At 68.0% G+C, this 23,119-nt stretch carries 25 protein-coding genes; 20 read left to right on the top strand and 5 right to left on the bottom strand.

The features are described from left to right. Nucleotides 1-175: 175 nt before the first annotated feature. From ACWPKK_RS29045 to ACWPKK_RS29020, 6 genes are all read left to right on the top strand, one after another. A complete protein-coding gene (locus ACWPKK_RS29045) occupies nucleotides 176-1,420 on the top strand; it encodes a flagellin N-terminal helical domain-containing protein (RefSeq protein WP_452011460.1) in 1,245 nt (414 codons plus the stop codon). A 203-nt stretch (nucleotides 1,421-1,623) separates the two neighbouring features. Then, on the top strand, nucleotides 1,624-2,022 hold the full coding sequence (locus ACWPKK_RS29040; protein ID WP_324870300.1) for a flagellar biosynthesis regulator FlaF: 399 nt from the start codon (nucleotides 1,624-1,626) through the stop codon (nucleotides 2,020-2,022). Then, a complete protein-coding gene (locus ACWPKK_RS29035) occupies nucleotides 2,012-2,470 on the top strand; it encodes a flagellar biosynthesis repressor FlbT (protein ID WP_452011457.1) in 459 nt (152 codons plus the stop codon). Before ACWPKK_RS29040 ends, ACWPKK_RS29035 begins: the two co-directional genes overlap by 11 nt. Nucleotides 2,471-2,474: 4 nt before the next feature. Beyond that, nucleotides 2,475-2,873 (top strand): hypothetical protein, encoded by a 399-nt coding sequence (locus tag ACWPKK_RS29030; protein ID WP_452011455.1) that lies wholly within the window; start codon nucleotides 2,475-2,477, stop codon nucleotides 2,871-2,873. Beyond that, the gene (locus ACWPKK_RS29025; RefSeq protein WP_452011453.1) at nucleotides 2,870-3,661 is read left to right on the top strand and encodes a DUF1217 domain-containing protein; all 792 of its coding nucleotides are present in this window, start codon (nucleotides 2,870-2,872) and stop codon (nucleotides 3,659-3,661) included. The genes ACWPKK_RS29030 and ACWPKK_RS29025 overlap by 4 nt, the downstream gene beginning before the upstream one ends. A 38-nt stretch (nucleotides 3,662-3,699) precedes the next feature. Next, complete coding sequence (locus tag ACWPKK_RS29020; protein ID WP_452011450.1) at nucleotides 3,700-4,812, top strand: hypothetical protein; 1,113 nt, start codon at nucleotides 3,700-3,702, stop codon at nucleotides 4,810-4,812. Nucleotides 4,813-4,822: 10 nt separating this feature from the next. Here ACWPKK_RS29020 and ACWPKK_RS29015 read toward each other — a convergent pair whose 3' ends face one another. From ACWPKK_RS29015 to fliI, 3 genes are all read right to left on the bottom strand, one after another. After that, the gene (locus ACWPKK_RS29015; protein ID WP_452011448.1) at nucleotides 4,823-5,263 is read right to left on the bottom strand and encodes a YbaN family protein; all 441 of its coding nucleotides are present in this window, start codon (nucleotides 5,261-5,263) and stop codon (nucleotides 4,823-4,825) included. A 236-nt stretch (nucleotides 5,264-5,499) separates the two neighbouring features. Beyond that, a complete protein-coding gene (locus tag ACWPKK_RS29010; RefSeq protein WP_452011445.1) occupies nucleotides 5,500-6,120 on the bottom strand; it encodes a hypothetical protein in 621 nt (206 codons plus the stop codon). Continuing rightward, nucleotides 6,117-7,460: a flagellar protein export ATPase FliI gene (gene fliI, locus ACWPKK_RS29005; RefSeq protein ID WP_452011443.1), complete on the bottom strand. Its 1,344-nt coding sequence runs from the start codon at nucleotides 7,458-7,460 to the stop codon at nucleotides 6,117-6,119. The genes ACWPKK_RS29010 and fliI overlap by 4 nt, the downstream gene beginning before the upstream one ends. 125 nt (nucleotides 7,461-7,585) lie before the next feature. On the opposite strand from fliI, the gene ACWPKK_RS29000 reads away from it, so the two are divergent. From ACWPKK_RS29000 to thiD, 11 genes are all read left to right on the top strand, one after another. Further along, nucleotides 7,586-7,978, top strand: coding sequence for a flagellar biosynthesis protein FlgG (locus tag ACWPKK_RS29000; RefSeq protein WP_452011441.1), 393 nt, complete (start codon nucleotides 7,586-7,588; stop codon nucleotides 7,976-7,978). Nucleotides 7,979-8,002: 24 nt separating this feature from the next. Further along, nucleotides 8,003-8,422: a flagellar basal body rod protein FlgC gene (gene flgC, locus ACWPKK_RS28995; RefSeq protein WP_310118678.1), complete on the top strand. Its 420-nt coding sequence runs from the start codon at nucleotides 8,003-8,005 to the stop codon at nucleotides 8,420-8,422. Between the two features lie 11 nt (nucleotides 8,423-8,433). After that, a complete protein-coding gene (locus ACWPKK_RS28990) occupies nucleotides 8,434-8,793 on the top strand; it encodes a flagellar hook-basal body complex protein FliE (protein ID WP_452011439.1) in 360 nt (119 codons plus the stop codon). Between the two features lie 222 nt (nucleotides 8,794-9,015). Continuing rightward, on the top strand, nucleotides 9,016-9,282 hold the full coding sequence (gene fliQ, locus ACWPKK_RS28985) for a flagellar biosynthesis protein FliQ (RefSeq protein WP_149228422.1): 267 nt from the start codon (nucleotides 9,016-9,018) through the stop codon (nucleotides 9,280-9,282). Between the two features lie 11 nt (nucleotides 9,283-9,293). Beyond that, nucleotides 9,294-10,076, top strand: a complete 783-nt coding sequence (locus ACWPKK_RS28980; protein ID WP_452011436.1) for a lytic transglycosylase domain-containing protein — start codon at nucleotides 9,294-9,296, stop codon at nucleotides 10,074-10,076. 109 nt (nucleotides 10,077-10,185) lie between these two features. Beyond that, complete coding sequence (gene flhA / locus ACWPKK_RS28975) at nucleotides 10,186-12,279, top strand: flagellar biosynthesis protein FlhA (RefSeq protein ID WP_452011433.1); 2,094 nt, start codon at nucleotides 10,186-10,188, stop codon at nucleotides 12,277-12,279. Between the two features lie 6 nt (nucleotides 12,280-12,285). Then, the gene (locus ACWPKK_RS28970; protein ID WP_452011430.1) at nucleotides 12,286-13,044 is read left to right on the top strand and encodes a flagellar biosynthetic protein FliR; all 759 of its coding nucleotides are present in this window, start codon (nucleotides 12,286-12,288) and stop codon (nucleotides 13,042-13,044) included. A 3-nt stretch (nucleotides 13,045-13,047) separates the two neighbouring features. Then, the gene (gene flhB / locus ACWPKK_RS28965) at nucleotides 13,048-14,145 is read left to right on the top strand and encodes a flagellar biosynthesis protein FlhB (protein WP_452011428.1); all 1,098 of its coding nucleotides are present in this window, start codon (nucleotides 13,048-13,050) and stop codon (nucleotides 14,143-14,145) included. 118 nt (nucleotides 14,146-14,263) lie between these two features. Beyond that, entirely contained in the window at nucleotides 14,264-15,424 is a 1,161-nt protein-coding gene (gene folP / locus ACWPKK_RS28960) for a dihydropteroate synthase (protein ID WP_452011425.1), read from the top strand. Nucleotides 15,425-15,560: 136 nt separating this feature from the next. Beyond that, nucleotides 15,561-16,934 carry a phosphoglucosamine mutase gene (glmM, locus tag ACWPKK_RS28955; RefSeq protein WP_452011422.1) on the top strand — a complete coding sequence of 458 codons (1,374 nt, stop codon included), beginning with the start codon at nucleotides 15,561-15,563 and terminating at the stop codon, nucleotides 16,932-16,934. Continuing rightward, on the top strand, nucleotides 16,931-17,791 hold the full coding sequence (gene thiD / locus ACWPKK_RS28950; protein WP_452011420.1) for a bifunctional hydroxymethylpyrimidine kinase/phosphomethylpyrimidine kinase: 861 nt from the start codon (nucleotides 16,931-16,933) through the stop codon (nucleotides 17,789-17,791). The genes glmM and thiD overlap by 4 nt, the downstream gene beginning before the upstream one ends. 133 nt (nucleotides 17,792-17,924) lie before the next feature. Here thiD and ACWPKK_RS28945 read toward each other — a convergent pair whose 3' ends face one another. After that, nucleotides 17,925-18,791, bottom strand: a complete 867-nt coding sequence (locus ACWPKK_RS28945) for a 3-hydroxybutyryl-CoA dehydrogenase (protein ID WP_452011418.1) — start codon at nucleotides 18,789-18,791, stop codon at nucleotides 17,925-17,927. Nucleotides 18,792-19,130: 339 nt separating this feature from the next. On the opposite strand from ACWPKK_RS28945, the gene ACWPKK_RS28940 reads away from it, so the two are divergent. From ACWPKK_RS28940 to ACWPKK_RS28930, 3 genes are all read left to right on the top strand, one after another. Next, entirely contained in the window at nucleotides 19,131-20,135 is a 1,005-nt protein-coding gene (locus tag ACWPKK_RS28940; RefSeq protein ID WP_452011415.1) for an ABC transporter substrate-binding protein, read from the top strand. 200 nt (nucleotides 20,136-20,335) lie between these two features. Beyond that, nucleotides 20,336-21,169, top strand: a complete 834-nt coding sequence (locus ACWPKK_RS28935) for an ABC transporter permease (protein ID WP_452011413.1) — start codon at nucleotides 20,336-20,338, stop codon at nucleotides 21,167-21,169. 25 nt (nucleotides 21,170-21,194) lie between these two features. Continuing rightward, a complete protein-coding gene (locus ACWPKK_RS28930; RefSeq protein WP_452011410.1) occupies nucleotides 21,195-22,031 on the top strand; it encodes an ABC transporter ATP-binding protein in 837 nt (278 codons plus the stop codon). Nucleotides 22,032-22,092: 61 nt separating this feature from the next. Here the strand turns inward: ACWPKK_RS28930 and ACWPKK_RS28925 are convergent, their stop codons facing one another. Further along, nucleotides 22,093-23,007: a LysR family transcriptional regulator gene (locus tag ACWPKK_RS28925; protein ID WP_452011408.1), complete on the bottom strand. Its 915-nt coding sequence runs from the start codon at nucleotides 23,005-23,007 to the stop codon at nucleotides 22,093-22,095. Nucleotides 23,008-23,119: the final 112 nt, after the last annotated feature.

The raw sequence follows: 23,119 nt of genomic DNA, 5'->3' as shown, positions 1-23,119 counted from the left end.
GCTGAATCGCTCCGTCTTTTCCGTCCGCTCCGAAGCGTCCGATTTTTTACCCCGGCTTAAACCGGCTCCGTCATCCTGATCTTGCCGCTCGCGCCCCCGCACACTGATCGGGAAGGCCGGCGCGAATGGCCCCGGCGTCAGAAAGGCGCCATGCATCTCGCGAATGGAGATACCCATGGCCTCGATTATGACGAACACCTCCGCCATGACCGCGCTGCAGACCCTGCGTCGCGTGACAGGGGATCTGGAGACCACGCAGGACCGCATCTCGACCGGCCTGAAGGTCAACAACGCCAAGGACAACGCCGCCTACTGGTCGATCGCCACGACCATGAAGGCCGACGTCGCCGGCTTCAAGGCGGTCAAGGAATCGCTGGAGCTGGGTTCGGGCACCACCAACACCGCGTCGGTGGCCTCCAAGAACATCGTCGAGAACCTGCAGACGCTGAAGGCCCGCGTCATCGCCGGCCAGACCAACGGCGTCGACAAGACCCTGATCCAGAACGACGTCGACCAGCTGGTCAAGCTGATCAAGGGCGCCGCCGCCGATGCCTCCTTCAACGGCGATAACCTGCTGCGCGTCACCTATTCGAACGACGGCACGGCCAAGGACAAGAACGTCGCGATCCTGGCCTCGCTGAGCCGCAGCGACAGCACGGTCGACCCGAGCTACATCGAATTCCAGCGCCAGGACATGCGCGTGGAGTCGATCGTCGGCAAGGCCACCATCGAGCAGCAGGTCGACTCGACCAATGCCGTCAAGGCCAAGGTCGACGTCAAGCTCGGTGCCCCGGGTGCCACCTTCATCGACGGCCAGAACCTGGGTCTCGGCAGCCTGACGCTGACGGTCACCAAGGAGGACGGCAGCAAGGCGGACGTGTCGGTCGACCTGTCGGGGCAGACCTACGACACCGATCTGGCGACCACCAAGACCAACATCCTGGGTGTGGTCAACACCGCCCTGACCGCCGCCGGCGGCGACTTCCAGGTCACGTTCAGCGGCGACACGCTGACCTTCACCGACCAGGACAAGAACACCGACGGCAACTTCACCGCCCAGGTGTCCGGCCTGTGGGTCGGCTCGAAGGAAAGCGATGCCTTCGGCGGCCTCGCCGATCTGACCCAGATCGACGTGGTCAACAACTCGAAGAAGTCGCTGGAAGTCATCAATTCGCTGCTCGACAGCGCCATCGGCAAGGCGGCGGTGATCGGCTCGATTGAGAACCGCGTGTCGGTGCAGAACGACTTCGTGTCGAAGCTGACCGACTCGATGAACAAGGGCATCGGCGCGCTGGTCGACGCCGACATGAACGAGGAATCGAGCCGCCTGCAGGCCCTCCAGGTCCAGCAGCAGCTCGCCATCCAGGCTCTGTCGATCGCCAACCAGGGCCCGCAGAACATCCTGTCGCTGTTCCGCTAAGTCCCTTCGTGGGTGGCGTCATCGTCCGAACCCCTGGACGGTGGCGCCGCCCCGTCGGCCATGCCCGTTCACGCCGCCCGCAAGACGGAGCGGGCATCGCCGACGGCCGGCCTCCGCTTCGCCGGATCCTCGACCGTCCACCAAGACCCACCGCAACCGGTCCGGCTTCCCGCCGCCAAGGACCCCACCGCAGGGGTGCGCCCATGAGCATCGCCGCCTACCACCAGACCATCGCCGAGTGCGACGATCCGCGAAAGATCGAATACCGGGTGTTCCTGCGGATCACCCTGGCACTGGAAACCTACCGCGAGGCCGACTGGCGCTCCGCCGAGCTGAAGGACGCGCTGTGGCGGAACCTGGAGCTGTGGAACGCGCTGCGCGCCGATCTGCTGGAGGACGGCAACGCCCTGCCGGAAGCGTTGCGCGCCGGGCTGGTCTCGCTGTCCTTCGCGGTGAACCGCAACACCCAGCGCGTCCTGCGCGGGGAGGGCGGCATCGATCTGCTGATCCACATCAACCGGTCGGTCATGCAGGGCCTGCAGGGTGCCGCCCAGCAGCCGGCGCGGGAGCTGGCCACGGAGGAACTGTCCTATGGCACTTAAGCTCCGCCTCAAGCCGTGCGAGCGGGTGGTCATCAACGGCTGCGTCGTGCAGAACGAGAATCGCCGCTACACCCTGACGATCTCCAACTTCGCGCAGATCATCCGCGGCAGCGACATCCTGCAGGAAGAGGATGCGGTGACCCCGGTGCGCCGCGCCTATTTCCTGATCCAGAGCATGCTGCTGGACCCGGCCACGGCCGCTGCCGGCAGCGGTGCGGTGGCGGAGATGATGGCGCAGCTCTACACCACCTTCTCCCGTCCCGACATTCAGGACCGCATCGCCGGCGCCATGGGCCATGTGGGCGAGCGCGACTACTACAAGGCGCTCTCCGCCCTGCGCCCGGTGATGGAGTATGAGGGGACGCTGCTGTCGGCGGCCAATGCGGCCCCGGCGGTATCCATCCAGGCGGCCCAGGCGGTGCAGATCGACCGTCACGCGGGAGGATGACGCCATGTCCACCCCCGTCGCCGGCGTGACCGGCCCGAGCGGCGAACGCTCCCCCGCCAGCGCCGACATCATCGCCGAGGCCCGCCAGCGGCAGGCCGACCGTCTCCGCGCCGCCCAGGCCGAGACGACCAAACCGGCGGAGGTGGTGGAGCGCACCGCGAAGACCGATGCCGCGGAGGCGGAGCCCAAGCATGCCGTCCGGCCCTACCGGGTCAACCTCGACCCCGGCACGAGCCGGCTCTACACCGAGGTGCTCGACACCGCGACGGGGGAGGTGATCATGCGCATCCCCGCCAAATACGGGGCGGAAACCGACGCCGCCGACGAGCAGCCGGCCATTCCGCGCGACGGCAGCGAGATCGGGGCCGAAATCGGGGCCGGGATCGGGGAGGTGAAGGCATGACCACCCTCGTCGATCTCCGCGTCGTCAGCCGCAACCACGACCGCTACGAACAGGCGGTGCGCAGCCGCCCGGCGGTGCAGCGGGCCATCTCCTATTTCCAGGAGAACATCGGCAAGGTCTCCAGCACCGAAGACTTCATGAAGGACGACAAGCTCTATCGCTTCGTCCTGGAGGCGTTCGACCTGGGCAGCCAGGCGAAGTCGCGCGGCCTGATCCGCAAGGTGCTGGAGGAGGGGGTCAGCGACCAATACTCCACCGCCAACCGGATGAGCGACACCAAGTTCCGGGAGATGGCGACCATCCTGGGCTTCGCCGAGAATGACGGCGCCAACCTGAAGCAGCCTGCCGTCGTCCGGGCGATCATCGACCGCTATGTCAACGTGACGCTGGAGGTGGAGTCCGAGAACACCAACCCGGCGGTCCGCCTGGGTCTCTATTTCCAGCGGCGGTCGGGCAACATCAACAACTGGTATCAGGTGATGGCCGACAATGCCCTGCGCAAGGTGGTCTACACCGCGCTCGGCCTGCCGGAGCAGACGGCGCTGCTGGACGTCGACAAGCAGAAGGCGCTGCTGGAAAAGCGGATGGACATCGCGGACCTGAAGAATCCGCAGAAGGTCGCCAAGTTCCTCGACCGATTCGCCGCGATGTACGACATGCAGAATGGCGGTGCCACCGCCATGGCGGCCATGCCGTCGATCGGACCGATCTCCCGCAGCGGGCGCGCGTCGGTCATCTCCATCGATCCGTCCATCACCATGACGCTGATGAGATTCCCGCGCTTCTGATAAGCCCGCGGGGGCTCGGCAGAGGGGAGAACCCAGCCTTGCCGCCAGCCGGCACCCCACAGGACAGACCGGGACGGGACCGCATCCGGCCGCCGGCCACCACCGGAGCGGCGGCGGTGCGGCTGAAGCCGCCGGCCTCCTCGGAGGAGGATGAGGCGCGCGATGCGCTGCACATCCTGCCGCTGTCGATCCTGCCGCTGGAAACGCCGGGCCTGCGCCGGGCGCGGCTGATCAAGAATGTCCGGCTGGAGACGGTGGCGGAGCTGTTCAATGACGCCCAGACCGGCAGCGGCCAGATCGGCATCAACCAGCTGCCCAAATGCTTCGGCATCGACGACCCGGAATTCCGCCGCGACCTGCGCAAGATCGCGCAGATCGCGGAAGCCGCCAGCTTCGACGTCTACAGCCTGCGGCTGGAGCTGCGCCGGCTCAACATCGACGTCGATGATTCCGACGCCCTGCGACTGTCGCAGGCCAAGCGGGCGGAACTGACCAGCTACATGCGCATCTTCACCCGGCCACTGATCGAGCATGTCTACGGCATCCAATGCTCCGAAATCGCCAGCATGGACGAACTGATCCGCCTGTTCGCCCAGCCCGACGTGGAGGAGGCGCGGCGCCGGCTGCAGATGACGGCCGACCGGCTCGACATCCCGCTGCAGGAAATCCCGGCCTTCCTGGAGGAATACGCCGACATCTTCCTGTCGCTGGCCTATTTCAAGCGCTGCCTGGACGACATCGTTCCCGACGTGCAGGGCTTCCTCGGCTGGATGGCGGAACTCTATCAGGTCAGCGAGGTGCGCCGCGACACCCGCCAGGGCCGGATGCTGGACGAGATCGGCCACGACCTGACCGACATCGCCACTTCCATCACCGGGCGTTTCGAGAGCTTCGACAACCGTTCCCGCGATTTCTGGCGCGACATCAACCCGCAGAGCTTCCGCAGCATCCGCGACCTGATCGTCACCCACCACCTGACCATCGGCGGCGTCCTGTGCGGTCTGGCGGTGAAGATGAACCTGTGGAAACACCGCTTCGCCCGCGGCGGCGGCCCGGTCCGGCGGCTGGAGTTCATCCGGTCCGAAATCCTGCCCGGCCTCGCCCACATCAAGACCATCGAACAGGCGTCGCGCAACAATCTCGGCGGGTGAGGGGCGGGCTTTAGGTCTTGTCGTCGGCTGAGGGTGTGGGGCGCGACACCACATAGGTGCCGGCCGCCACCATGACCGTCCCGACGCCGCCCAGCACCAGATAGCCCGGCGAGGACAGGGCGAGCACGGTGAATCCGGACGACATGCCGGCAATGGCGAAGACCTTCGCCTTGACCGGGATGGCGCCGCGGTCCTGCCAATTCCGCACGGCAGGACCGAAACGCGGATCGTTGCGCAGGCGTTCGCGCAGGGCCGGATTGCTGCGGGCATAGGCCCAGCCGGCCACAAGTAGAAAAGGAACCGTGGGCAGAACCGGCAGGACCGCGCCGGCCGTGGCGAGACCGACCGCGGAATGGCCGATCAGCAGCCAGAGCCAGCGCCGGCTGCGTGGGGTGCCGGCGTTGTCGCTCTTGCTGCCACTGTCTCCGTCCTCCGCCACCTGGCCACCCACGATTGGAATCCGGCGGGAATCGTAGCATGCCTGCGCATCGCCGCTCCAGGGTGTCAGGCTGCTTTTCAGGAGCTGTTTCGGTACCGGGGAGAATCCCCTCTCCCCCCCGGGGAGAGGGTTAGGGTGAGGGGGACGCGTCGAAAGAACTTTTCTAGAGAGCAGCGCGTCGCGCATCCCAACATCCACGCCTTGCATCCCCCTCACCCCGACCCTCTCCCCGGGGGGGAGAGGGAGAGTCACCCCGCCTTGCGGACCACGCCCGGCGCGTCGGCGTTGGCGGTCGCTTCCAGGCTGTAGAGCTTCGCCAGCAACTGCGGCGCCGGGCGGTCGGCGGCCGGGACGGCGAGCGCCGTCATCGCGGTTTCCGTGGCCGGAGACTTGCGCCGCAGCGCCTCGGCCAGCGCCTGGGGGGAGGGCAGGGCCGGATCCGCGCCCTCGCCGGACCCGGCGTTCATCCAGGGCAGCGCTCCGGCTCCGCCATCGGCCTTGCCGTCCGCCACGGCGGTGCCGGCCTCATCCTCCAGCAAGCCGCCGATATGGCCCAGCACCGTGTCCCCCGTGACCTCTTCGAACGCCACCATGGCGGCGCTGCCGATCAGGCCGGGCAGGCCGCCGAACAGGAAGCCGCCGGCCAGCCGGGCGGGGATCGAGATGCTCTCCCCCGTCGCCTCGCGATAGACCGACGACACCACCGGCAACTGCTGCAGCGGGTTGACCGCATCCACCAGATCGTCGAAGCCGAGGCTCATCTTGTCGTCCGGGCTTTCCGCCTTTTCCTTGCGGGCAGGCTGTGCCGTGGGCGGAGTGACGGCCTGGGCTGCCAGCCTCCTGTCGGCGGGCGGGGTGTTGACGCTCATGATTGGTCTCCGATGGCGGCGAGCAGCGCGTCCAGATGCGCGAAGCTGTCGGCGGATGGCGAGGGGTCGTCCTTGCCCTGGCGCAGGAATTCCTCCAGCCGCGGGTGCAGGTCGATGGCGGCGTCGGTCTCCGGATCGGTGCCGCGCTTGTAGGCGCCGAGCCGGATCATCTCCTTCATGCCGTCATAGGTGGCGGCCAGCGCGCGGGCGCGGCCGACGATGCGGTTCTCTCGCGCGTCGTGGCAGCCGGGCAGGGTGCGCGACACGCTGCGCAGCAGGTTGACGGCGGGATAGCGCCCCTGCTCGGCGATCCTGCGGTCGAGAACCAGATGCCCGTCGAGGATACCGCGCACCGCGTCGGCGATGGGCTCGTCATGGTCGTCGCCGTCGACCAGAACGGTGAAGATGGCGGTGATGTCGCCCTCTCCACCTCCTTCCGGGCCGGGACCGGCACGTTCCAGCAGGCGGGGCAGCTCGGCGAAGACGCTGGGCGGATAGCTCTTGGCGGTCGGCGGCTCGCCGGCGGCCAGCCCGATCTCGCGCTGGGCCATGGCGAAGCGGGTGACGCTGTCCATCAGGCAGAGGACGTGTTTCCCCTGATCCCGCATCTCCTCCGCCACCGTCATGCAGAGCAGGGCGGCCTGCCGGCGCATCAGCGGGGGCTCGTCGGAGGTGGCGACGATGACGACGGAGCGCGCCAGCCCTTCCGGTCCCAGATCGTCCTGGATGAACTCGCGCACCTCGCGCCCGCGCTCGCCGATCAGGCCGATGACGATGGCGTCGGCCTCGGCATGGCGGGCGACCATTGCCAGCAGGGTCGATTTGCCGACGCCGGACCCGGCGAAGACGCCCAGCCGCTGGCCGCGGCAGAGCGGCACGAAGCTGTCGATCACCCGGATGCCGCTGTCGATCCGCTTCCCCACCCGGCGCCGGGCGCAGGCGGCCGGCGGCGGCTGGCGCAGGGCCCGCGGGTGCTCGCCATTGACCAGGGGACCCTTGCCGTCGATGGGCTCGCCCAGCGCATTCACCACCCGGCCGAGCCAGCCGGGACCGGGGCGGAGCGTGAAGGCGGTGTCGTCAGTGACGGCGGCGCAGCCTTCCGCCACGCCGTCCAGATTGTCGAAGGCCATCAGCAGCGAGCGGCCGTTGCGGAACCCGATGGTCTCGCACAGCACGCGGCCGCCGCGCACGGTTTCCGCATGGCATTTGTCGCCGACCGACAGCACGCGCTGCAGCCCGTCGACCTCCAGCGTCATGCCGGCGGCGGAGCGGATCTCCCCGCGCCAGTGGCGCGTCGGCAGCCGTTCGAGTTCCGCTGCCAGGGTGGCGAGTGCCGGCATCGGCGCTGTCTCCATCATCTCAGTCGATGGGGGTAGCCTAGAGGAGGGAATTTAAATCCGGTTTTAAACGGGCGGGTTCATCGTCCGCCTCGTGTTCCGGAGAGATGTGGTGGAACGAGGTCGCAATGGATTTGAGTAAAATCGGTTTCTTCCAGCTTGCCGGCACGCGCTTGGACTATCTGGCGCAGCGGCAGAAGCTGGTCGCCGAGAATGTCGTGAACGCCAACACGCCCGACTACCAGGCGCGCGACCTGAAATCCTTCGACAGCGTGATGGAGGGTATCCGGCCGGTGGAGACCGCACGCACCTCCGGCCTTCATCTGGCGAGCACCCGCTCCACCGCCGGCTTCCGCGAGGCGGGCAAGGCCGGCCTGTGGGAAACGACGCCCTCCGGCAACGCGGTGTCGCTGGAGCAGGAGATGATCAAGGGCAGCGAGACCCGCGACGCCTTCGCGCTGACCACCAGCCTGTTCCAGCGCAATGTGCAGATGCTGCGCATGGCCTGGAGAAATGGCTGACGGTATTCGAGACGGAGACGAGCCATGATGAACGATGTCCTCGGCACCACGCTGAAGATCGCCGGTGCCGGCCTTCAGGCGCAATCGACCCGGCTGCGCGTGGTGGCCGAAAACCTCGCCAACGCCGATTCCACCGCCACCACCAAGGGCGGCGATCCCTACCGCCGCAAGACGGTGTCCTTCGACAGCGTGATGGATCGCGGCGTGGGGGCGGAGTTGGTGCAGGTCAAGCAGATCGGCCGCGACCGCAGCGACTTCCAACTCGCCTACGATCCCTCGCATCCGGCGGCCGACGACAAGGGCTATGTCAAGAAGCCCAACGTCCAGCCGCTGGTCGAGATGATGGACATGCGCGAGGCCGGCCGCGCTTTCGAGGCCAGCATGAACGTCATCGAACAATCGCGCGCGATGATGACCCGCGTCGTCGACCTGCTGCGCAGCTGAGGAGCCGTTCCATGATCGAGATGTCCGTCGGCCGCGTCGCCGCCGCCTACGCCGCCAACCGCAGCCCCTTCGTCGCCGGCCTCGCCGAAACCCAGGCTGCGACCTCGCCGCTGTCCGCCACCGGTCAGACCGATGCGGTGGCGGCCAGTGCCGAAAGCGATTTCGGCGGTTTCCTCGACAAGTCGATCTCGCAGGCGGTCGACACGCTGAAGGAGAGCGAGCGCGTCTCGCTCGCCGCCGTGTCGGGAAAGGCGAGCGCGCAGGATGTCGTGCGTTCGGTGCTGGCCGCGGAGATGACGGTGCAGAGCGTCGTCGCCATCCGCGACAAGATGGTGCAGGCGTATCAGGAGATCATGCGGATCGCGGTTTGAGTCCTCGCACTTGCCCCCACCCTAACCCTCCCCCGCTCTCAGCGGACCTACGGTCCGCCTGCCGCGTCAGCACAAAGCGGAGCTTTGTGCGAGAGCTGGGCGGGGGAGGGGACACGCACTTGTTCAGAAAAGTGGCGGCAGTCCCTCCCCCGCCCAGCGGGGGAGGTTAGGTGGGGGGCTAACGTCTCCATTCAAAAGCATTTCTACAGCCAAGGACCCACCATGAACCAGGCCGACGTGCTGGAGGTGCTGCGCAGCGGCATCTGGACGACGCTGCTGATCGCCGCGCCGCCGCTGATCGTCGCGGTGGTGGTGGGCGTGACGATCTCGCTGGTGCAGGCGCTGACCCAGGTGCAGGAGATGACGCTGACCTTCGTGCCGAAGATCGTCGCGATCCTGGTGGTGACGGTGCTGGCGCTGCCTTTCATGTATGGCGCGCTCGCCACCTACGCCGACCGGCTGAGCGACCTCATCGTCGCCATAGACTGACGCTGCTGGCGATGCGGCGCCCCCTGTTGCGAGCGGCCATCCCCCTTCTCGGGCTGCTCGTAAGCCCGGCCGGCGGTGCGGCGGCGCCGCCGGCCAACATCTCGCAGATCGGGGTGTGGAGCACCGCGCTCTATGCCGCGCCGAAGCTGCCGGCCCAGCCGTCGCCCCAGCCTCCACGCAAGGCCCTGCCGCCGGAAGCGCAGTGCATCGCCGCGATCCTGGATGCGGAGAAGGCGGCGGGCATCACCGACCATCTGCTGCTGGCGATGGGCTTCACCGAATCCGGGCGGCGGACGGAAGACCGGCTGTTCACCGCCTGGCCCTGGACCGTCAACACCGAGGGGCGGTCCCACTATTTCCCGACGCGCGACGATGCCATCGCCTTCGTGCGGGAAACCCAGGCCCGTGGCGTGCAGTCCATCGACGTCGGCTGCCTGCAGGTCAATCTGCGCTGGCACCCCAATGCCTTTCCCGACCTCGTCACCGCCTTCGATCCGGTCGCCAACGCCCGCTATGCCGCGTCCTTCCTGTCGGCGCTGCGGCGCGACCATGGTTCGCTGGAGACGGCCATCGCCCGCTACCACTCGTCCCAGTCCGAGCGCGGCGAGGCCTATCGCCAGCGGGTGAGCGGCAACCTGCGCTGGGTTGCCGGCGCGCTCGGCTATTTGCAGACGCTGGCCGCGGGGCCGGGCGGCGGCAGCACCGACTTTACCCCGGCGGAGCGCGGCCGGCTGAGCTTCCTGTCCGGCCTGTTCGCCGACGGCCGGGCCCGGCCGCTGCTGCCGAACCAATGACCGGCGGTACAGCGGCGGCAGGAATACCCGCGGCCGTTTAAATCCCGGTTTTACCGCACCCCCCTATCGTTGCCGGAACGCCCTTCCTCCACAAACCTGTCGGGACCCCATGACCTTCACGGATCACGTCCGCAGCCGGTTCAGCCTGATCGGCGACATCGGGCTGGCGAACCGCGACGTGCTGTTCGCGGTCGGCATCCTGCTGGTGCTGGCGGTGCTGTTCCTGCCGGTGCCGTCCTGGTTCCTCGATCTCGGGCTGGCGCTGTCCTTCTCGGTCGCGGTGCTGGTGCTGATGGTGTCCCTGTGGATCCCGCGGCCGCTGGATTTTTCCTCCTTCCCCACCGTGCTGCTGGTGGTGACGATGCTGCGGCTGGCGCTGAACATCGCGTCCACCCGCCTGATCCTCAGCGAGGGGCACAACGGCCACGCCGCCGCCGGCCACGTCATCCAGGGCTTCAGCCAGTTCGTGATGGGCGGCAACTTCGTCATCGGCGTGGTGATTTTCTGCATCCTGGTGGTGATCAACTTCGTGGTCATCACCAAGGGCGCCACCCGCATCGCCGAGGTCGGCGCCCGCTTCACGCTGGACGCCATTCCCGGCAAGCAGATGGCGATCGACGCGGATCTCTCCGCCGGCATGATCGACGAGGTCGAGGCGCGGCGCCGCCGCAAGGAGCTGGAGGACGAAAGCACCTTCTACGGCGCCATGGACGGCGCCTCGAAATTCGTGCGCGGCGATGCGGTGGCCGGGCTGGTCATCACCGTCATCAACGTTCTCGGCGGCATGGCCATCGGCATCGCCCAGAAGGGGATGAGCTTCGAGCACGCCGCCTCCATCTACACCACGCTGACGGTGGGCGACGGTCTGGCGACGCAGATCCCGGCGCTGGTGGTGTCGCTGGCCGCCGGCCTTCTGGTGACCAAGGGCGGCAACATCGGCTCCGCCGAAAAGGCGGTGATCGACCAGCTCGGCGCCTATCCGAAGGCGCTGATGGTGGCGTCGGGCCTGCTGGTGGCGCTGGCGGTGACGCCCGGCCTGCCGATGGCGCCCTTCCTCGCCATTGGGGCGGCCTTCGCGGTGCTTGGCTGGTACGCGCCGCGCCGCAAGGCCCGCGCCGCGGCGCTCGCCAAGCTGGAGGAGAGCCGCAAGGCGCCGCCCGCCGCACCGGAGGAGGCGGTGGAGGACATGCTGAAGGTGGACGAGGTGAAGGTGGAGGTCGGCAACCACCTCGTCCCGCTGATCCTGAACAAGAACGGCCCGCTGACCACCAAGGTGAAGACGCTGCGCAAGCGCTTTGCCACCGAGTTCGGCTTCGTCCTGCCATCGGTGCGCATCAAGGATTCCAGCTTCCTGCCGCCCAAGAGCTACGTCATCAGCATCATGGGGGTGGAGGCCGCGAAGGGGGAGGTGCGGCCTAAGCATCTGCTGGCCATCGACCCCACCGGCGGCGCCGTGCCGGACATCGCCGGCGATCCCACGCGCGAGCCGACCTTCGGCCTGCAGGCCAAGTGGATCGACCCCTCCCGCCATGAGGAGGCGGTGGCGAAGGGGTATACGGTGGTCGACCCCGAAAGCGTCATCACCACCCACCTGACCGAGGTCATCAAGGACAATCTGTCCACCCTGCTGACCTTCGCCGCCTTGCAGAAGCTGATCGACGGGCTGGGGCGCGAGTACCAGAAGCTGATCAACGACATGGTGCCGAGCCAGATCTCGCTGGTCGTGCTCCAGCGCGTGCTGCAGCAACTGTTGTCGGAGCGGGTGTCGATCCGCAACCTGCCGGCCATCGTCGAGGCGGTGGCGGAGGCGGTCGGCTGGACCCGCCACATCACGCTGATCACCGAACATGTGCGCATGCGGCTGGGCCAGCAGATCCACCAGGGGCTGGCCGGGCCGGACGGCTTCGTGTCGGTGATCGCGCTCAGCCCGCGCTGGGAGCAGGCCCTGCTCGACCACATCGTGGTGGAGGGCGACGACCGCCGCTTCGTCATGCCGCCCAGCCAGGTGCAGGAATTCCTGACGGCCGTGCGGCTGAAGATCCAGAAGCACGCCACCTCGCAGATCTGGCCCGCCCTGCTGGTGGGGGCGGAGGTGCGGCCCTTCGTGCGGTCGCTGCTTGAGCGCGTCAGCCCGATGACGCCGGTGCTGAGCCATGCCGAGCTGCACCGCAAGGCGTCGCTCAAGACCATCGATCAGGTGTAGGCGCGGATGGACGCCCTGAGCCAGTTCCTCACCCTGGAGATCTACCGCGGGCTCCTCGTGCTGGCGCGGGTGGCGGCGGCCATAGGGCTGCTGCCGGGCTTCGGCGAGGCGGCGGTGCCGATGCGGATTCGGGCGGCGTTGGCGATCATCGTCACGCTAGTGCTGCTGCCGGGAGTAGACGGCCTGCCGGAGCGCATGCCGGACCAGCCGGTGGAGATGCTGCGCGCACTGGCTGGGGAATCGCTGGTCGGTGCCTATCTCGGAATCGGCGCACGGCTGTTCATGGCCGCATTGCAGACCACCGGCGCGCTGGTGGCGCAGGTGGTGGGGCTCAGCAACCCGTTTTCCATGGAGGCGGCGGGGTTCGAGGGCGGATCGGTGCTGTCGGGCGTGCTGCTGATCGGCGGGCTGGCGCTGCTGTTCGCATCGGACGTGCATTACCTGATGATCGGCGCCTTGGCGCGCTCCTACGGATCCTGGCCGGCGGGGGTGTTCCCGGACCTCGGCATGGTCGCCCAGCGCTTCGCCGAGCTGCTGGCGACCACCTTCCGGCTGGGGGTGGGGCTGGCGGCGCCCTTCATCCTCTATGGGCTGGTGATGAATGTGGCGCTGGGGCTGGTCAACCGGGTCATGCCGGCGATGCCCGTCTATTTCGTCGCGACGCCGGGCGTGCTGATGGTGGGCATGGGCCTGTTCATGGCGACCGCCGGCGCGATGCTGACCGCCTTCGTCGCCGCGCTAGGCGGCTGGCTTTCGGGGTCCTGAGCCATGGCGGAGCAGGACGACGAGCAGAAGACAGAGGAACCGACAGAGAAACGCCTGCGCGAGGCGGCGGAGAAGGGCGACGTCCCCCGTGCCCGCGACGTCGGCCTGCTGTCCGCGATGGTGGCGGCCTGGATGATCGTGCTGATGGCGGCGCCCGGCGTGTCGTCGCAGCTGTCGGGCCTGCTGCTGCCGCTGATCGAGAATCCCGATGACATCCGCATCGACGGCAGCGCGATCGACGTCATCCACAGCCTGCATTGGCTGATCGTCGGCGCCGCTGTGGCCCTGCTGCCGGTGCTGGGCATCCTGCTGGGCGGGGTGGTGGTTTCGGCGCTGGGGCAGGGGCCCTTTCTCGTCGCCTCCGACCGCATCCGGCCGAAATGGTCGCACCTGTCGCCGGCCTCGGGCTGGAAGCGGATGGCCGGGCGGCCGGCGCTGGTCGAATTCGCCAAGAGCTTGGTCAAGCTCGCCATCATCAGCGCTGCGGCCTGGTACGCGCTGGCGCCCTACATCGCATGGACGGAGGATACTGTGGGCATGGACGTCGCCGGATTGCCCGTGCTGCTGCGGGACGTGACCTTGCGGCTGCTGCTGGCGGTCCTGCTGGCGACCGTCCTGATGGCGGCGGTGGACGTGCTGTGGAACCGCCTGGAATGGCGCCGCCGCCTGCGCATGAGCCACCAGGAGATCAAGGACGAGTTCAAGCAGATCGAGGGCGATCCCCACGCCAAGGCCCGCCTGCGCGACATCCGCCGCTCGCGGTCGAAGAAGCGGATGATGGCGAATGTCCCGCGCGCCACGGTGGTCATCACCAACCCCACCCATTTCGCCGTAGCCCTGGAATACGAGCGCGGCCGCACCGCCGCCCCGATCTGCCTCGCTAAGGGCGCCGACCTGATCGCGTTGCGCATCCGCGCGCTGGCCCAGGAGCACGGCATCCCCGTCGTCGAGAACCCGCCGCTGGCCCGCGCCCTCCATGCCTCGGCCGAGGTGGACGCCGCCATCCCGCTCCAGCACTATCAGGCGGTGGCGGAGGTCATCACCTATGTGCTGAAGCTGAAGGGCCGCATCATCCCCTCTCCCCCCCGGGGAGAGGGTTAGGGTGAGGGGGATGCATGGCGAGGATCGTCAAGTATCGCGTACCCACCACCCCCTTGCCATCCCGCCGGCTGCGTGCCAGGAACGGTATCGCCAGACCGTGACGTGATGGGGGACCCCGATGCCGCCGCTCTCCGCCAAGCCCGCCGCCAAAGCCGCTCCCAAATCCGCCGCCGGGTCGCTCGCCGGCTTCTGCCTCTGGGCAGGGGAGGAGGGGGTGCGGGTCTATCTGCGGCCGGTCGGGTTGATGCCGATCGCCGCCTGGGCCAAGGGGGCCGCGGTGCCGCTGGCCGGCGGGCGCTTCGCCTTCTCGACCGCCGAACTGATCGTCCGCGACCAGGCGGCCCGCATCGACCGCGCCTTCGCGCCGCTGTCGGAGATCATGGCCTGGGGCTGGGAGCGGTCGCGCGCCGTGGCGGAGGCGCTGGACCGCCAACTGGGCGCGCTGACCCGGGCGCGGGCGCCCTTCGCCGGGCTGGCGCTCGACCGGCCGCTGATCATGGGCATCGTCAACGTGACGCCGGACAGCTTCTCCGACGGCGGCGACTTCCTCGACCCCTCCGCCGCCATCGCCCATGGCGAGGCGATGCTGGCGGCCGGCGCCGACATCCTGGACATCGGGGGCGAATCCACCCGTCCCGGCGCCGCTCCCGTCCCGCCGGAGGAGGAGGAGCGGCGCGTCCTGCCGGTCATCCGCCATTTCGCCGAAAAGGGGGCGACCGTCTCGGTCGACACCCGCCACGCCAGCGTGATGGCCTCCGCCGCCGCGGCCGGTGCCCGCATCGTCAATGACATCGCCGGGCTGTCCGATCCGCAGGCCCTGCCGGTCGTCTCGCGAACCGCGATGCCGGTGGTGGTGATGCACATGCAGGGCGATCCCGGCACCATGCAGGCCAATCCGACCTACCGCGACGCGGCGCTCGACGTGTTCGACTGGCTGGAGGAACGGGTCGCCCTCTGTGTCGCGGCTGGTGTGCCGGCGGAGCGCATCGCCGTCGATCCCGGCATCGGCTTCGGCAAGAGGACCGAGCACAATATGGAGATCCTGCGCCACACCGCGCTGTACCATGCGCTTGGCTGCACGGTGCTGATCGGTCTGTCGCGCAAAGGTTTCATCGGCCGGCTGTCTCGGGAGGAGCCGCCGAAGGAGCGGCTGGCCGGTTCGCTCGCCGCCGGGCTGGAGACGCTGAACCAGGGCGCGCAGATCCTGCGGGTCCACGATGTCGCTGAAACCGCGCAGGCCCGCGCCGTCTGGGAGGCGCTGCATCTTCGGCAAGGGTAAGCTGTAACCCTTTCGCGCAGCCGCCTAAGGGAGCTTGACCCGGCCGGGCTGCCGCGCGAAGAAACATCCTTCGCTTGCGCTTCCGGCCCCGAACCCCGACATCCGGGCCTGAAGACGGTTCCTGCACGAGGTTTTCATGACGCGACACCTGTTCGGCACCGACGGCATCCGTGGCACCGCCAACATCGACCCGATGACCGCCGAAACGGCCCTGCGCGTGGCGATGGCGACCGCGCTGCAGTTCCGCCGCGGCGACCATCGGCACCGGGTGGTGATCGGCAAGGACACCCGCCTGTCCGGTTATCTGCTGGAACCGGCGCTGACCGCCGGATTCATCTCCATGGGGATGGATGTGGTGCTGGTCGGGCCGCTGCCGACCCCGGCGGTCGCCATGCTGACCCGGTCCTTGCGCGCCGACATGGGCGTGGTGATCTCCGCCTCGCACAACCCCTATCAGGACAACGGCATCAAGCTGTTCGGCCCCGACGGCTACAAGCTGTCGGACGAGGTCGAGGCGGCGATCGAGCGGCGCATGGCGCTGCCCTTCGCCCCCGACCTCGCCCGCCCCGCCGATCTCGGCCGCGCCAGCCGTATGGAGGACGCCACCGGCCGCTACATCGAATATGTGAAGAACACCTTCCCGCGCGGGCTGCGGCTGGACGGGCTGAAGATCGTCGTCGATTGCGCTAACGGCGCCGCCTACAAGGTCGCGCCCAAGGTGCTGTACGAGTTGGGGGCCGACGTGATCCCGGTCGGCGTCAGCCCCGACGGCACCAACATCAACAAGGGCTGCGGCGCCACCGCCACCCAGACCTTGCAGGAGCAGGTGGTGGCCCACGGCGCCCATCTGGGCGTCGCGCTGGATGGTGACGCCGACCGCCTGATCATGGTGGACGAGTCCGGGCGCCCGATCGACGGCGACCAGCTGATGAGCCTGATCGCCACCTCCTGGGCGCGGTCGCAGACCCTGCGCGGCGGCGGCGTGGTCGCCACCGTGATGTCCAACCTGGGCATGGAGCGCCATCTCGGCGGGCTCGGCCTGCATCTAGCCCGCACCCCCGTGGGCGACCGCTATGTCGTCGAGATGATGCGCGAGCGCGGCTACAATGTCGGTGGCGAGCAGTCGGGCCATGTCGTGCTGTCCGACTATTCCACCACCGGCGACGGGCTGATCGCCGCGCTTCAGGTTTTGGCGGTGCTGATCCAGGCCGAGGGCCGGTCTGCCAGCGAGGTCTGCCGGGTGTTCGATCCGGTGCCGCAGAAGCTGACCAATGTCCGTTTCGCCGCCGGAACAAAGCCGCTGGAGGATGCCGTCGTCCAGCAGGCGATCAGGGAAGGCGAGGCGCGGCTGGCGTCGAGCGGCCGCATCCTGATCCGCAAGTCCGGCACCGAGCCGGTCATCCGCGTGATGGCGGAGGGCGACGACGAGGCGCTGGTCCATGGCGTCGTCGGCGACATCGCCGACGCTATCCGCGCCAGCGCCGCCCGCAGCCTGGAGGCCGCGCAATGACCGGCGGCCCGGAAAAGACCGGCCCCGAAAAGACCGGCATGGTAAAGACCGGCTCGGTGAAGGGCCGCGTACTGATCGTCGCCGGATCGGATTCCGGCGGCGGGGCCGGCATCCAGGCCGACATCAAGGCGGTCAGCGCGCTCGGTGCCTATGGGATGACCGCCATCGCCGCGTTGACGGCGCAGAACACCACCGGCGTCTATGGCGTGGTGCCGGTCGATCCGGCCTTCGTCGCCCTGCAGATGAAGGTGGTGCTGGAGGATATCGGCGCCGACGCGGTGAAGATCGGGATGCTCGCCAACGCCCCCGTCATCGAGGCGGTGGCGGCGGAGTATGAGGCGCGCGCGGTCAACGTGCCGCTGGTGCTCGATCCCGTCATGATCGCCAAGAGCGGCCATCACCTGCTCGATCCCGACGCCGTCGTGACCCTGCGCAAGCGCCTGCTGCCGCTGGCCGAGGTGGTGACGCCCAACCTGCCGGAGGCGGAGGCGCTGAGCGACCTGCCGATCCGCGACCTGGACGACATGCGCCGCGCCGCGGAACTGATGCTGAGCTTCGGTCCGAAATCGGTGCTGCTGAAGGGCGGACACCTGGAGGACGACAGCCTCTACGACCTGCTTCTGACGGAAGAGGGCGAGACGGTTTTCGAAGGCCGGCGCGTCCACACGCCCCACACCCATGGCACCGGCTGCACCCTGTCGTCGGCCATCGCCGCCGGTCTGGCGCAGGGGCTGGGCACGCGCGACGCGGTGGCGCGGGCGCGGCGTTACGTGGAGACTGCGATTTTGAGTGCGCCGGGGCTGGGCCACGGCCATGGGCCGCTCAACCACCTGCACACGGTGCGGGAGTTTTCGTGAGGGGTCGTTAGACCCCCACCCCAACCCTCCCCCGCTGGGCGGGGGAGGGAGCAAGTGCTTGTGCGGTAGAGTGGCGGCAGTCCCTCCCCCGCCCAGCGGGGGAGGATAGGTGGGGGTCTAACGCCCCCACACCTCACTTGCTGTAGTCGTAGAACCCGCGGCCGGTCTTGCGGCCGAGGTAGCCGGCGTCGACCATTTCCTTCAGCAGCGGGGCCGGGCGGTACTTCGGGTCGTTGAAGCCTTCATAGAAGACCTCCATCACCGACAGCATGGTGTCCAGACCGATCAGGTCGGCGAGCGCGAGCGGGCCGATCGGGTGGTTGCAGCCGGCCTTCATGCCGGCGTCGATGTGCTCGGCCGTGGCGATGCCTTCCTGCAGCGCGAAGATCGCCTCGTTGATCATCGGGCAGAGGATGCGGTTGACGGCGAAGCCGGGGCTGTTCTTGGCGGTGATCGGCGACTTGCCGACGCGCTTGGCGAAGGCCATCGCCTTGGCATGCGTGTCGTCGCTGGTCTGGATGCCGCGGATGATCTCCAGGAGCGCCATCAGCGGCACCGGGTTGAAGAAATGCAGGCCGATGAAGCGGTCGGGACGGTCGGTGGCCGTCGCCAGCTTGGTGATGGAGATCGACGAGGTGTTGGTGGCGACCAGCGCCTCCGGCTTCAGCGTCGCGCAGAGGTCCTTCAGGATCTTGACCTTCAGATCCTCGTTCTCGGTCGCCGCCTCGATCACCAGGTCGCAGGACGCCAGCTTCGACTTGTCGGTGGTGGCGGTGATACGCGCGACGGCGGCTTCGCGGTTGGCGGCCGTCATCTTCTCCTTCTTGACCAGTCGGTCCAGGCTGCCGCCGACGGTCGACAGGCCGCGCTGCACCGCTTCCTCGGAGATGTCGGTCATCACCACCGTCAGGCCGGCGACGGCGCAGACCTGGGCGATGCCGTTGCCCATCTGTCCGGCGCCGATGACGCCGATGGTCTCGATTCCCATGCTCTCGGCCATTGTTCCTTGTCCCTATTGGTTGGCGGTTGCGTTGGTTCGCAGGTGCAGCAAGTTCTACACGCTTTTTCGTTGCGCTGCGATGACTTGTCGTATGCGGCATACGGGCCTTTCGGCCGGCGCGTCGACCTGCCGCAGCCCCGTCCCAATCGCTGATCGGCGGAAATCCGCCGATGCCGTCGGGCGTGCAGGCGGAAATCCGCCGACCAGGGGCTTAGTCCGAAGGGCTAGGTCCAGGCTTTTCAACTGTTTGCGCGGCGAACTGACTATGGCATGCCCCTTGCTCTTCTCCGAGGCAACCGCGGCGACGGGCCGCGGACCAAGCCCCAGGGGAGAGACTCGATGCTTCGGAAGAGCCTGCTTGCCGCCGCCGCCTTCGCCGCCGCCGCACTCGCCACCCAGGCCGCGTCGGCCGCCGATCTGGTCCGACTCGGCAACCTGAAATTCGCCCATTACGGCGCGGTTTCCTACATGAAGGAGATCGCCGGCAAGTACGACCTGAAGATCGAGGAGCGGGTCTTCCCCAAGGGCATCGACATCCTGCCGGCCATCGTCGCCGGCGAGATCGACGTCGCCGCCAGCGCGGTGGACGCCGCAATCGCCGGCCGGGCCTCGGGCGTGCCGATCTACGCCGTGGCCGGCTTCGCCAAGGGCGGGGCGCGCATCGTCGCCAAGCCGGACGCCGGCATCAAGTCCATCGCCGACCTGAAGGGCAAGAAGGTCGCCACCCCGCGCGGCGGCGCGCAGGAACTGATCCTGCTGGCCGAACTGGCGAAGCATGGCTTGAGCTGGTCGGACCGTTCGGGCAAGGACGTGCAGATCGTCTACATGGCCTACGCCGACATGAACCAGGCCCTGCTGGCCGGCAGCATCGACGCCATGTCGCAGTCCGAGCCGCAGTCGAGCCAGGCCATCAACAAGGGCTTCGGCGTCGAGGTGATCAAGCCCTACGACACCGAACTGGGCGAGCCGGTGCGGTCGCTGGTCATCACCGAGGACTTCTACAACAAGAAGCGCGACGTCGCCGAGCGGCTGGTCCGCTGCTTTGTCGAGGCGACGGCGACCTTCATCGCCAACCCCGATCTGGCGGAGAAGTATGTCCGCGAGCAGATGTTCAAGGGCCAGATCAGCAGCCAGGACTTCCGGGACGCGATCGGCAACTCCCCCTACAGCTACGACCTGTCGGTCCATCATGTGCAGGTCACGACCGACATGATGCAGAAGTTCGGCGTCGGCCGCATGGACAACCCGCCGAAGGCAGCCGAGTGGGTGAAGCTGGACCTGCTGGAAAAGGCGAAGGCGGCCAAGACCGCTGATGCCGGTGCCGGCACCGTGAAGGCGAACTGAGCCTCACCGCGTCCGGCGGGCAAGCCCCTCTCCCCTTGCGGGAGAGGGGTTGGGGTGAGGGGGCGCAAATCTGAACTCCCTCCGGCCTTCGGCCGGCCGCACCCCTCATCCCAACCCTTCTCCCACAAGGGGAGAAGGGCTACTTGCCCGACCCGGGACAGCCGAACCCAATCGCTTCCAATTCGGAAGGAGGACACCCCATGTCCCAAGCCAAGACCCGTTTCTCGCCCGCCGCCATGCTGCGCGGCTCCCTGGTTCCCGTGCTGGTGATCGTGCTGTGGCAGGTCCTGTCCACGTCCGGCCTGATCAACCCGGTGGTCCTGCCCTCTCCGGTCGCGGTGGTGGAGCGCTGGTGGGCCTATCTGCTGCCGACAGAGGCCTATGATCCGGCGCAGTCCAGCTGGATCCTGTGGGCGCTGTCGGGCGAGATGCTGTTCGATGCCTGGTCCAGCCTCTACCGGGTGGTGCTGGGCTTCGCCGTCGGCGCCGGGCTTGCCCTTCCGCTGGGGCTCGCCATGGGCGGCAATCCGCGCATCTATGCGCTGTTCGACCCGCTGATGCAGGTGCTGCGGCCGATCCCGCCGATCGCCTACATCCCGCTGGCCATCCTGTGGTTCGGGCTGGGCAATGCGCCGGCCGTGTTCCTGATCGCCATCGGCGCCTTTTTCCCGGTGCTGATGAACACCATCGCCGGGGTGCGCCATGTCGACGGCATCTATCTGCGCGCCGCCCGCAACCTGGGCGCCGGCAAGCTGACCATGTTCGTCCGCGTCATCCTGCCGGCCGCCACGCCCTACATCCTGGCCGGCGCGCGGATCGGCATCGGCACCGCCTTCATCGTCGTGATCGTGTCGGAGATGATCGCCGTCAACTCCGGCCTCGGCTTCCGCATCCTGGAAGCACGCGAGTTCATGTGGTCCGACAAGATCATCGCCGGGATGTTCACCATCGGCCTGCTGGGCCTCGCCATCGACATCGGCATGAACCGCCTGAACAACCACCTGCTGCGCTGGCACCGTGGGCTCGAGAATTGATGGGGAGGGGATGGAGATGACGCCCATGCTGAAGACCGTTGCCGACACCGCGCCCGTCGCCGAGACGGCCCCCGTCCAAATCCAGGTTCGTGGGGTGGAGAAGACCTTCTCCGTCGGTCCGCAGAAGATCGTGGCATTGCAGAACATCGACCTCGACATCCGCAAGGGCGAGTTCGTCTGCCTGCTGGGGCCGTCGGGCTGCGGCAAGTCCACGCTGCTGAACGCGGTGGCGGGGTTCCAGCCGCCGACCAAGGGCAGCGTCACCGTCGATGGCCGCACCATCACCGAACCCGGTCCCGACCGCGGCATGGTGTTCCAGGAATATGCCCTGTTCCCCTGGATGACGGTGGCGCAGAACGTCGCCTTCGGCCTGGAGATCAAGGGCATGTCGAAGGCCGAGATCGCCGAGCGGGTGGAGTGGCTGCTGCAGAAGCTGCACCTGCAGGACTTCCGCAACCGCTTCCCCAAGGATCTGTCGGGCGGCATGCGCCAGCGCGTCGCCATCGCCCGTGTCCTGGCGCTCGACAGCCCGATCCTGCTGATGGACGAGCCGTTCGGCGCGCTCGACGCCCTGACCCGCCGCACGCTTCAGGACGAATTGCTGCGTATCTGGGAGGAGGTCGGCAAGACCATCCTGTTCGTCACCCACTCCATCGAGGAGAGCATCTATCTGGCCGACCGCATCATCGTGATGACCTACCGGCCGGGCACCATCAAGCGTGACGTCCCGGTCGACATGCCCCGTCCGCGCGACGGCTCCGCCCCGGAGTTCAACCGCCTGAAGCGGGAGCTGTCGCAGATGGTGATGGAAGAGCAGCAGCGCTTCAGCCAGGACGAAATCCGGTCCGTCACAGCCGATTGACCGGGGGACCCAAGCGAAGTGGAAGGGGCGCGCCGCCATGGGCGCCCTTTTCCTCTTCGCGTCAGAGCTTCGCCGCTTCCTCGCCGATGCGTTGGCGCAGCCAGCTGTGCGAGGGGGAGCCGGTGTTGCGGCGGTGCCAGATCATCGACATCTCGTAGTCGCCGACATCGAAGGGCAGGGGGCTGGTGGCGAGGCCGAGCGCGTCGGCACACAGCCGGGCCAGCCGGGCAGGCAGGGAGGTCAGCATCGGTGCCCGCATCAGGATCATCGGGATCGCCAGGAACTGGGTGGTGGAGGCGGCGACGCGCCGGCTCGTGCCGAGCGCTGCCAACTCGTCGTCGATGAAGCTGGTCAGGCCGCCGCGCAGGGACGGCATCAGGTGCGGGTAGCGGGTGTAATCCTCCAGCCCGATGGGCGGAGTGACCGGCACGAGAGCCGGGTTGTACAGGCAGACATGGGTCTCCCGGTACAGGACCTGACGGTCGTGCCAGCGCCGCAGTTCCGGCAGATAGCCGATCGCCAGATCGAGGGTGCCGTCGTCCAGCGCATCCAGCATGGCGTCTGGATCGAGGCTGCGCAGGGCGACCGACACGCGCAGGTCGCCCTCCGCCGCGTCGCGCAGGATGCCGGTCAGCAGAACCGCCTGCATGGAATCGGGGGTGGAGATGCTGAAGCTCCGCTCCTCGCGCTGGGGGTCGAAGTCCTCCTCCGCCGACAGGGCGCGGGCGGCGCCGACCAGCAGGTCGCGCAGGGGCTCAGCCAAGCGTTGGGCGCGGGGCGTCGGCTCCATCCGGTTGCCGGTGCGCACGAACAGGGGGTCGCCGACCAGCGTGCGCAGCCGGCCCAGCGCGTGGCTGACCGCCGATTGGCTGACGCCCAGCGCCTCGGCCGCGCGGGAAACGTTGCGGGTCTCCAGCAGCGCGTCGAACACCTTGATCAGGTTCAGGTCGAGCGCCGGGTTATGAATAGCTTTCATGACGATATGAACCAAAGCCGCCTACTTCATTGTGCACTAGACGGTGTATTCTGTCGAGGCAGAGCTGACCCAGCAGCCAACAATCAAAAAATTATCCAATCCGTAGCCAAGG

The organism is Azospirillum largimobile (assembly GCF_977007025.2).
The sequence above is the reverse complement of the archived record's forward strand: the minus strand, read 5'-3'. Positions and strand labels throughout refer to the sequence as shown.

What these genes read in the sequence shown, in the direction of transcription:
- ACWPKK_RS29045 (WP_452011460.1), top strand. Translation starts at nt 176, where the DNA reads ATGGCCTCGATTATGACGAACACCTCCGCCATGACCGCGCTGCAGACC.
- ACWPKK_RS29040 (WP_324870300.1), top strand. Translation starts at nt 1,624, where the DNA reads ATGAGCATCGCCGCCTACCACCAGACCATCGCCGAGTGCGACGATCCG.
- ACWPKK_RS29035 (WP_452011457.1), top strand. Translation starts at nt 2,012, where the DNA reads ATGGCACTTAAGCTCCGCCTCAAGCCGTGCGAGCGGGTGGTCATCAAC.
- ACWPKK_RS29030 (WP_452011455.1), top strand. Translation starts at nt 2,475, where the DNA reads ATGTCCACCCCCGTCGCCGGCGTGACCGGCCCGAGCGGCGAACGCTCC.
- ACWPKK_RS29025 (WP_452011453.1), top strand. Translation starts at nt 2,870, where the DNA reads ATGACCACCCTCGTCGATCTCCGCGTCGTCAGCCGCAACCACGACCGC.
- ACWPKK_RS29010 (WP_452011445.1), bottom strand. Translation starts at nt 6,120, where the DNA reads ATGAGCGTCAACACCCCGCCCGCCGACAGGAGGCTGGCAGCCCAGGCC.
- fliI (WP_452011443.1), bottom strand. Translation starts at nt 7,460, where the DNA reads ATGCCGGCACTCGCCACCCTGGCAGCGGAACTCGAACGGCTGCCGACG.
- ACWPKK_RS29000 (WP_452011441.1), top strand. Translation starts at nt 7,586, where the DNA reads ATGGATTTGAGTAAAATCGGTTTCTTCCAGCTTGCCGGCACGCGCTTG.
- flgC (WP_310118678.1), top strand. Translation starts at nt 8,003, where the DNA reads ATGATGAACGATGTCCTCGGCACCACGCTGAAGATCGCCGGTGCCGGC.
- ACWPKK_RS28990 (WP_452011439.1), top strand. Translation starts at nt 8,434, where the DNA reads ATGATCGAGATGTCCGTCGGCCGCGTCGCCGCCGCCTACGCCGCCAAC.
- fliQ (WP_149228422.1), top strand. Translation starts at nt 9,016, where the DNA reads ATGAACCAGGCCGACGTGCTGGAGGTGCTGCGCAGCGGCATCTGGACG.
- ACWPKK_RS28980 (WP_452011436.1), top strand. Translation starts at nt 9,294, where the DNA reads ATGCGGCGCCCCCTGTTGCGAGCGGCCATCCCCCTTCTCGGGCTGCTC.
- flhA (WP_452011433.1), top strand. Translation starts at nt 10,186, where the DNA reads ATGACCTTCACGGATCACGTCCGCAGCCGGTTCAGCCTGATCGGCGAC.
- ACWPKK_RS28970 (WP_452011430.1), top strand. Translation starts at nt 12,286, where the DNA reads ATGGACGCCCTGAGCCAGTTCCTCACCCTGGAGATCTACCGCGGGCTC.
- flhB (WP_452011428.1), top strand. Translation starts at nt 13,048, where the DNA reads ATGGCGGAGCAGGACGACGAGCAGAAGACAGAGGAACCGACAGAGAAA.
- folP (WP_452011425.1), top strand. Translation starts at nt 14,264, where the DNA reads ATGCCGCCGCTCTCCGCCAAGCCCGCCGCCAAAGCCGCTCCCAAATCC.
- glmM (WP_452011422.1), top strand. Translation starts at nt 15,561, where the DNA reads ATGACGCGACACCTGTTCGGCACCGACGGCATCCGTGGCACCGCCAAC.
- thiD (WP_452011420.1), top strand. Translation starts at nt 16,931, where the DNA reads ATGACCGGCGGCCCGGAAAAGACCGGCCCCGAAAAGACCGGCATGGTA.
- ACWPKK_RS28945 (WP_452011418.1), bottom strand. Translation starts at nt 18,791, where the DNA reads ATGGCCGAGAGCATGGGAATCGAGACCATCGGCGTCATCGGCGCCGGA.
- ACWPKK_RS28940 (WP_452011415.1), top strand. Translation starts at nt 19,131, where the DNA reads ATGCTTCGGAAGAGCCTGCTTGCCGCCGCCGCCTTCGCCGCCGCCGCA.
- ACWPKK_RS28935 (WP_452011413.1), top strand. Translation starts at nt 20,336, where the DNA reads ATGTCCCAAGCCAAGACCCGTTTCTCGCCCGCCGCCATGCTGCGCGGC.
- ACWPKK_RS28930 (WP_452011410.1), top strand. Translation starts at nt 21,195, where the DNA reads ATGCTGAAGACCGTTGCCGACACCGCGCCCGTCGCCGAGACGGCCCCC.
- ACWPKK_RS28925 (WP_452011408.1), bottom strand. Translation starts at nt 23,007, where the DNA reads ATGAAAGCTATTCATAACCCGGCGCTCGACCTGAACCTGATCAAGGTG.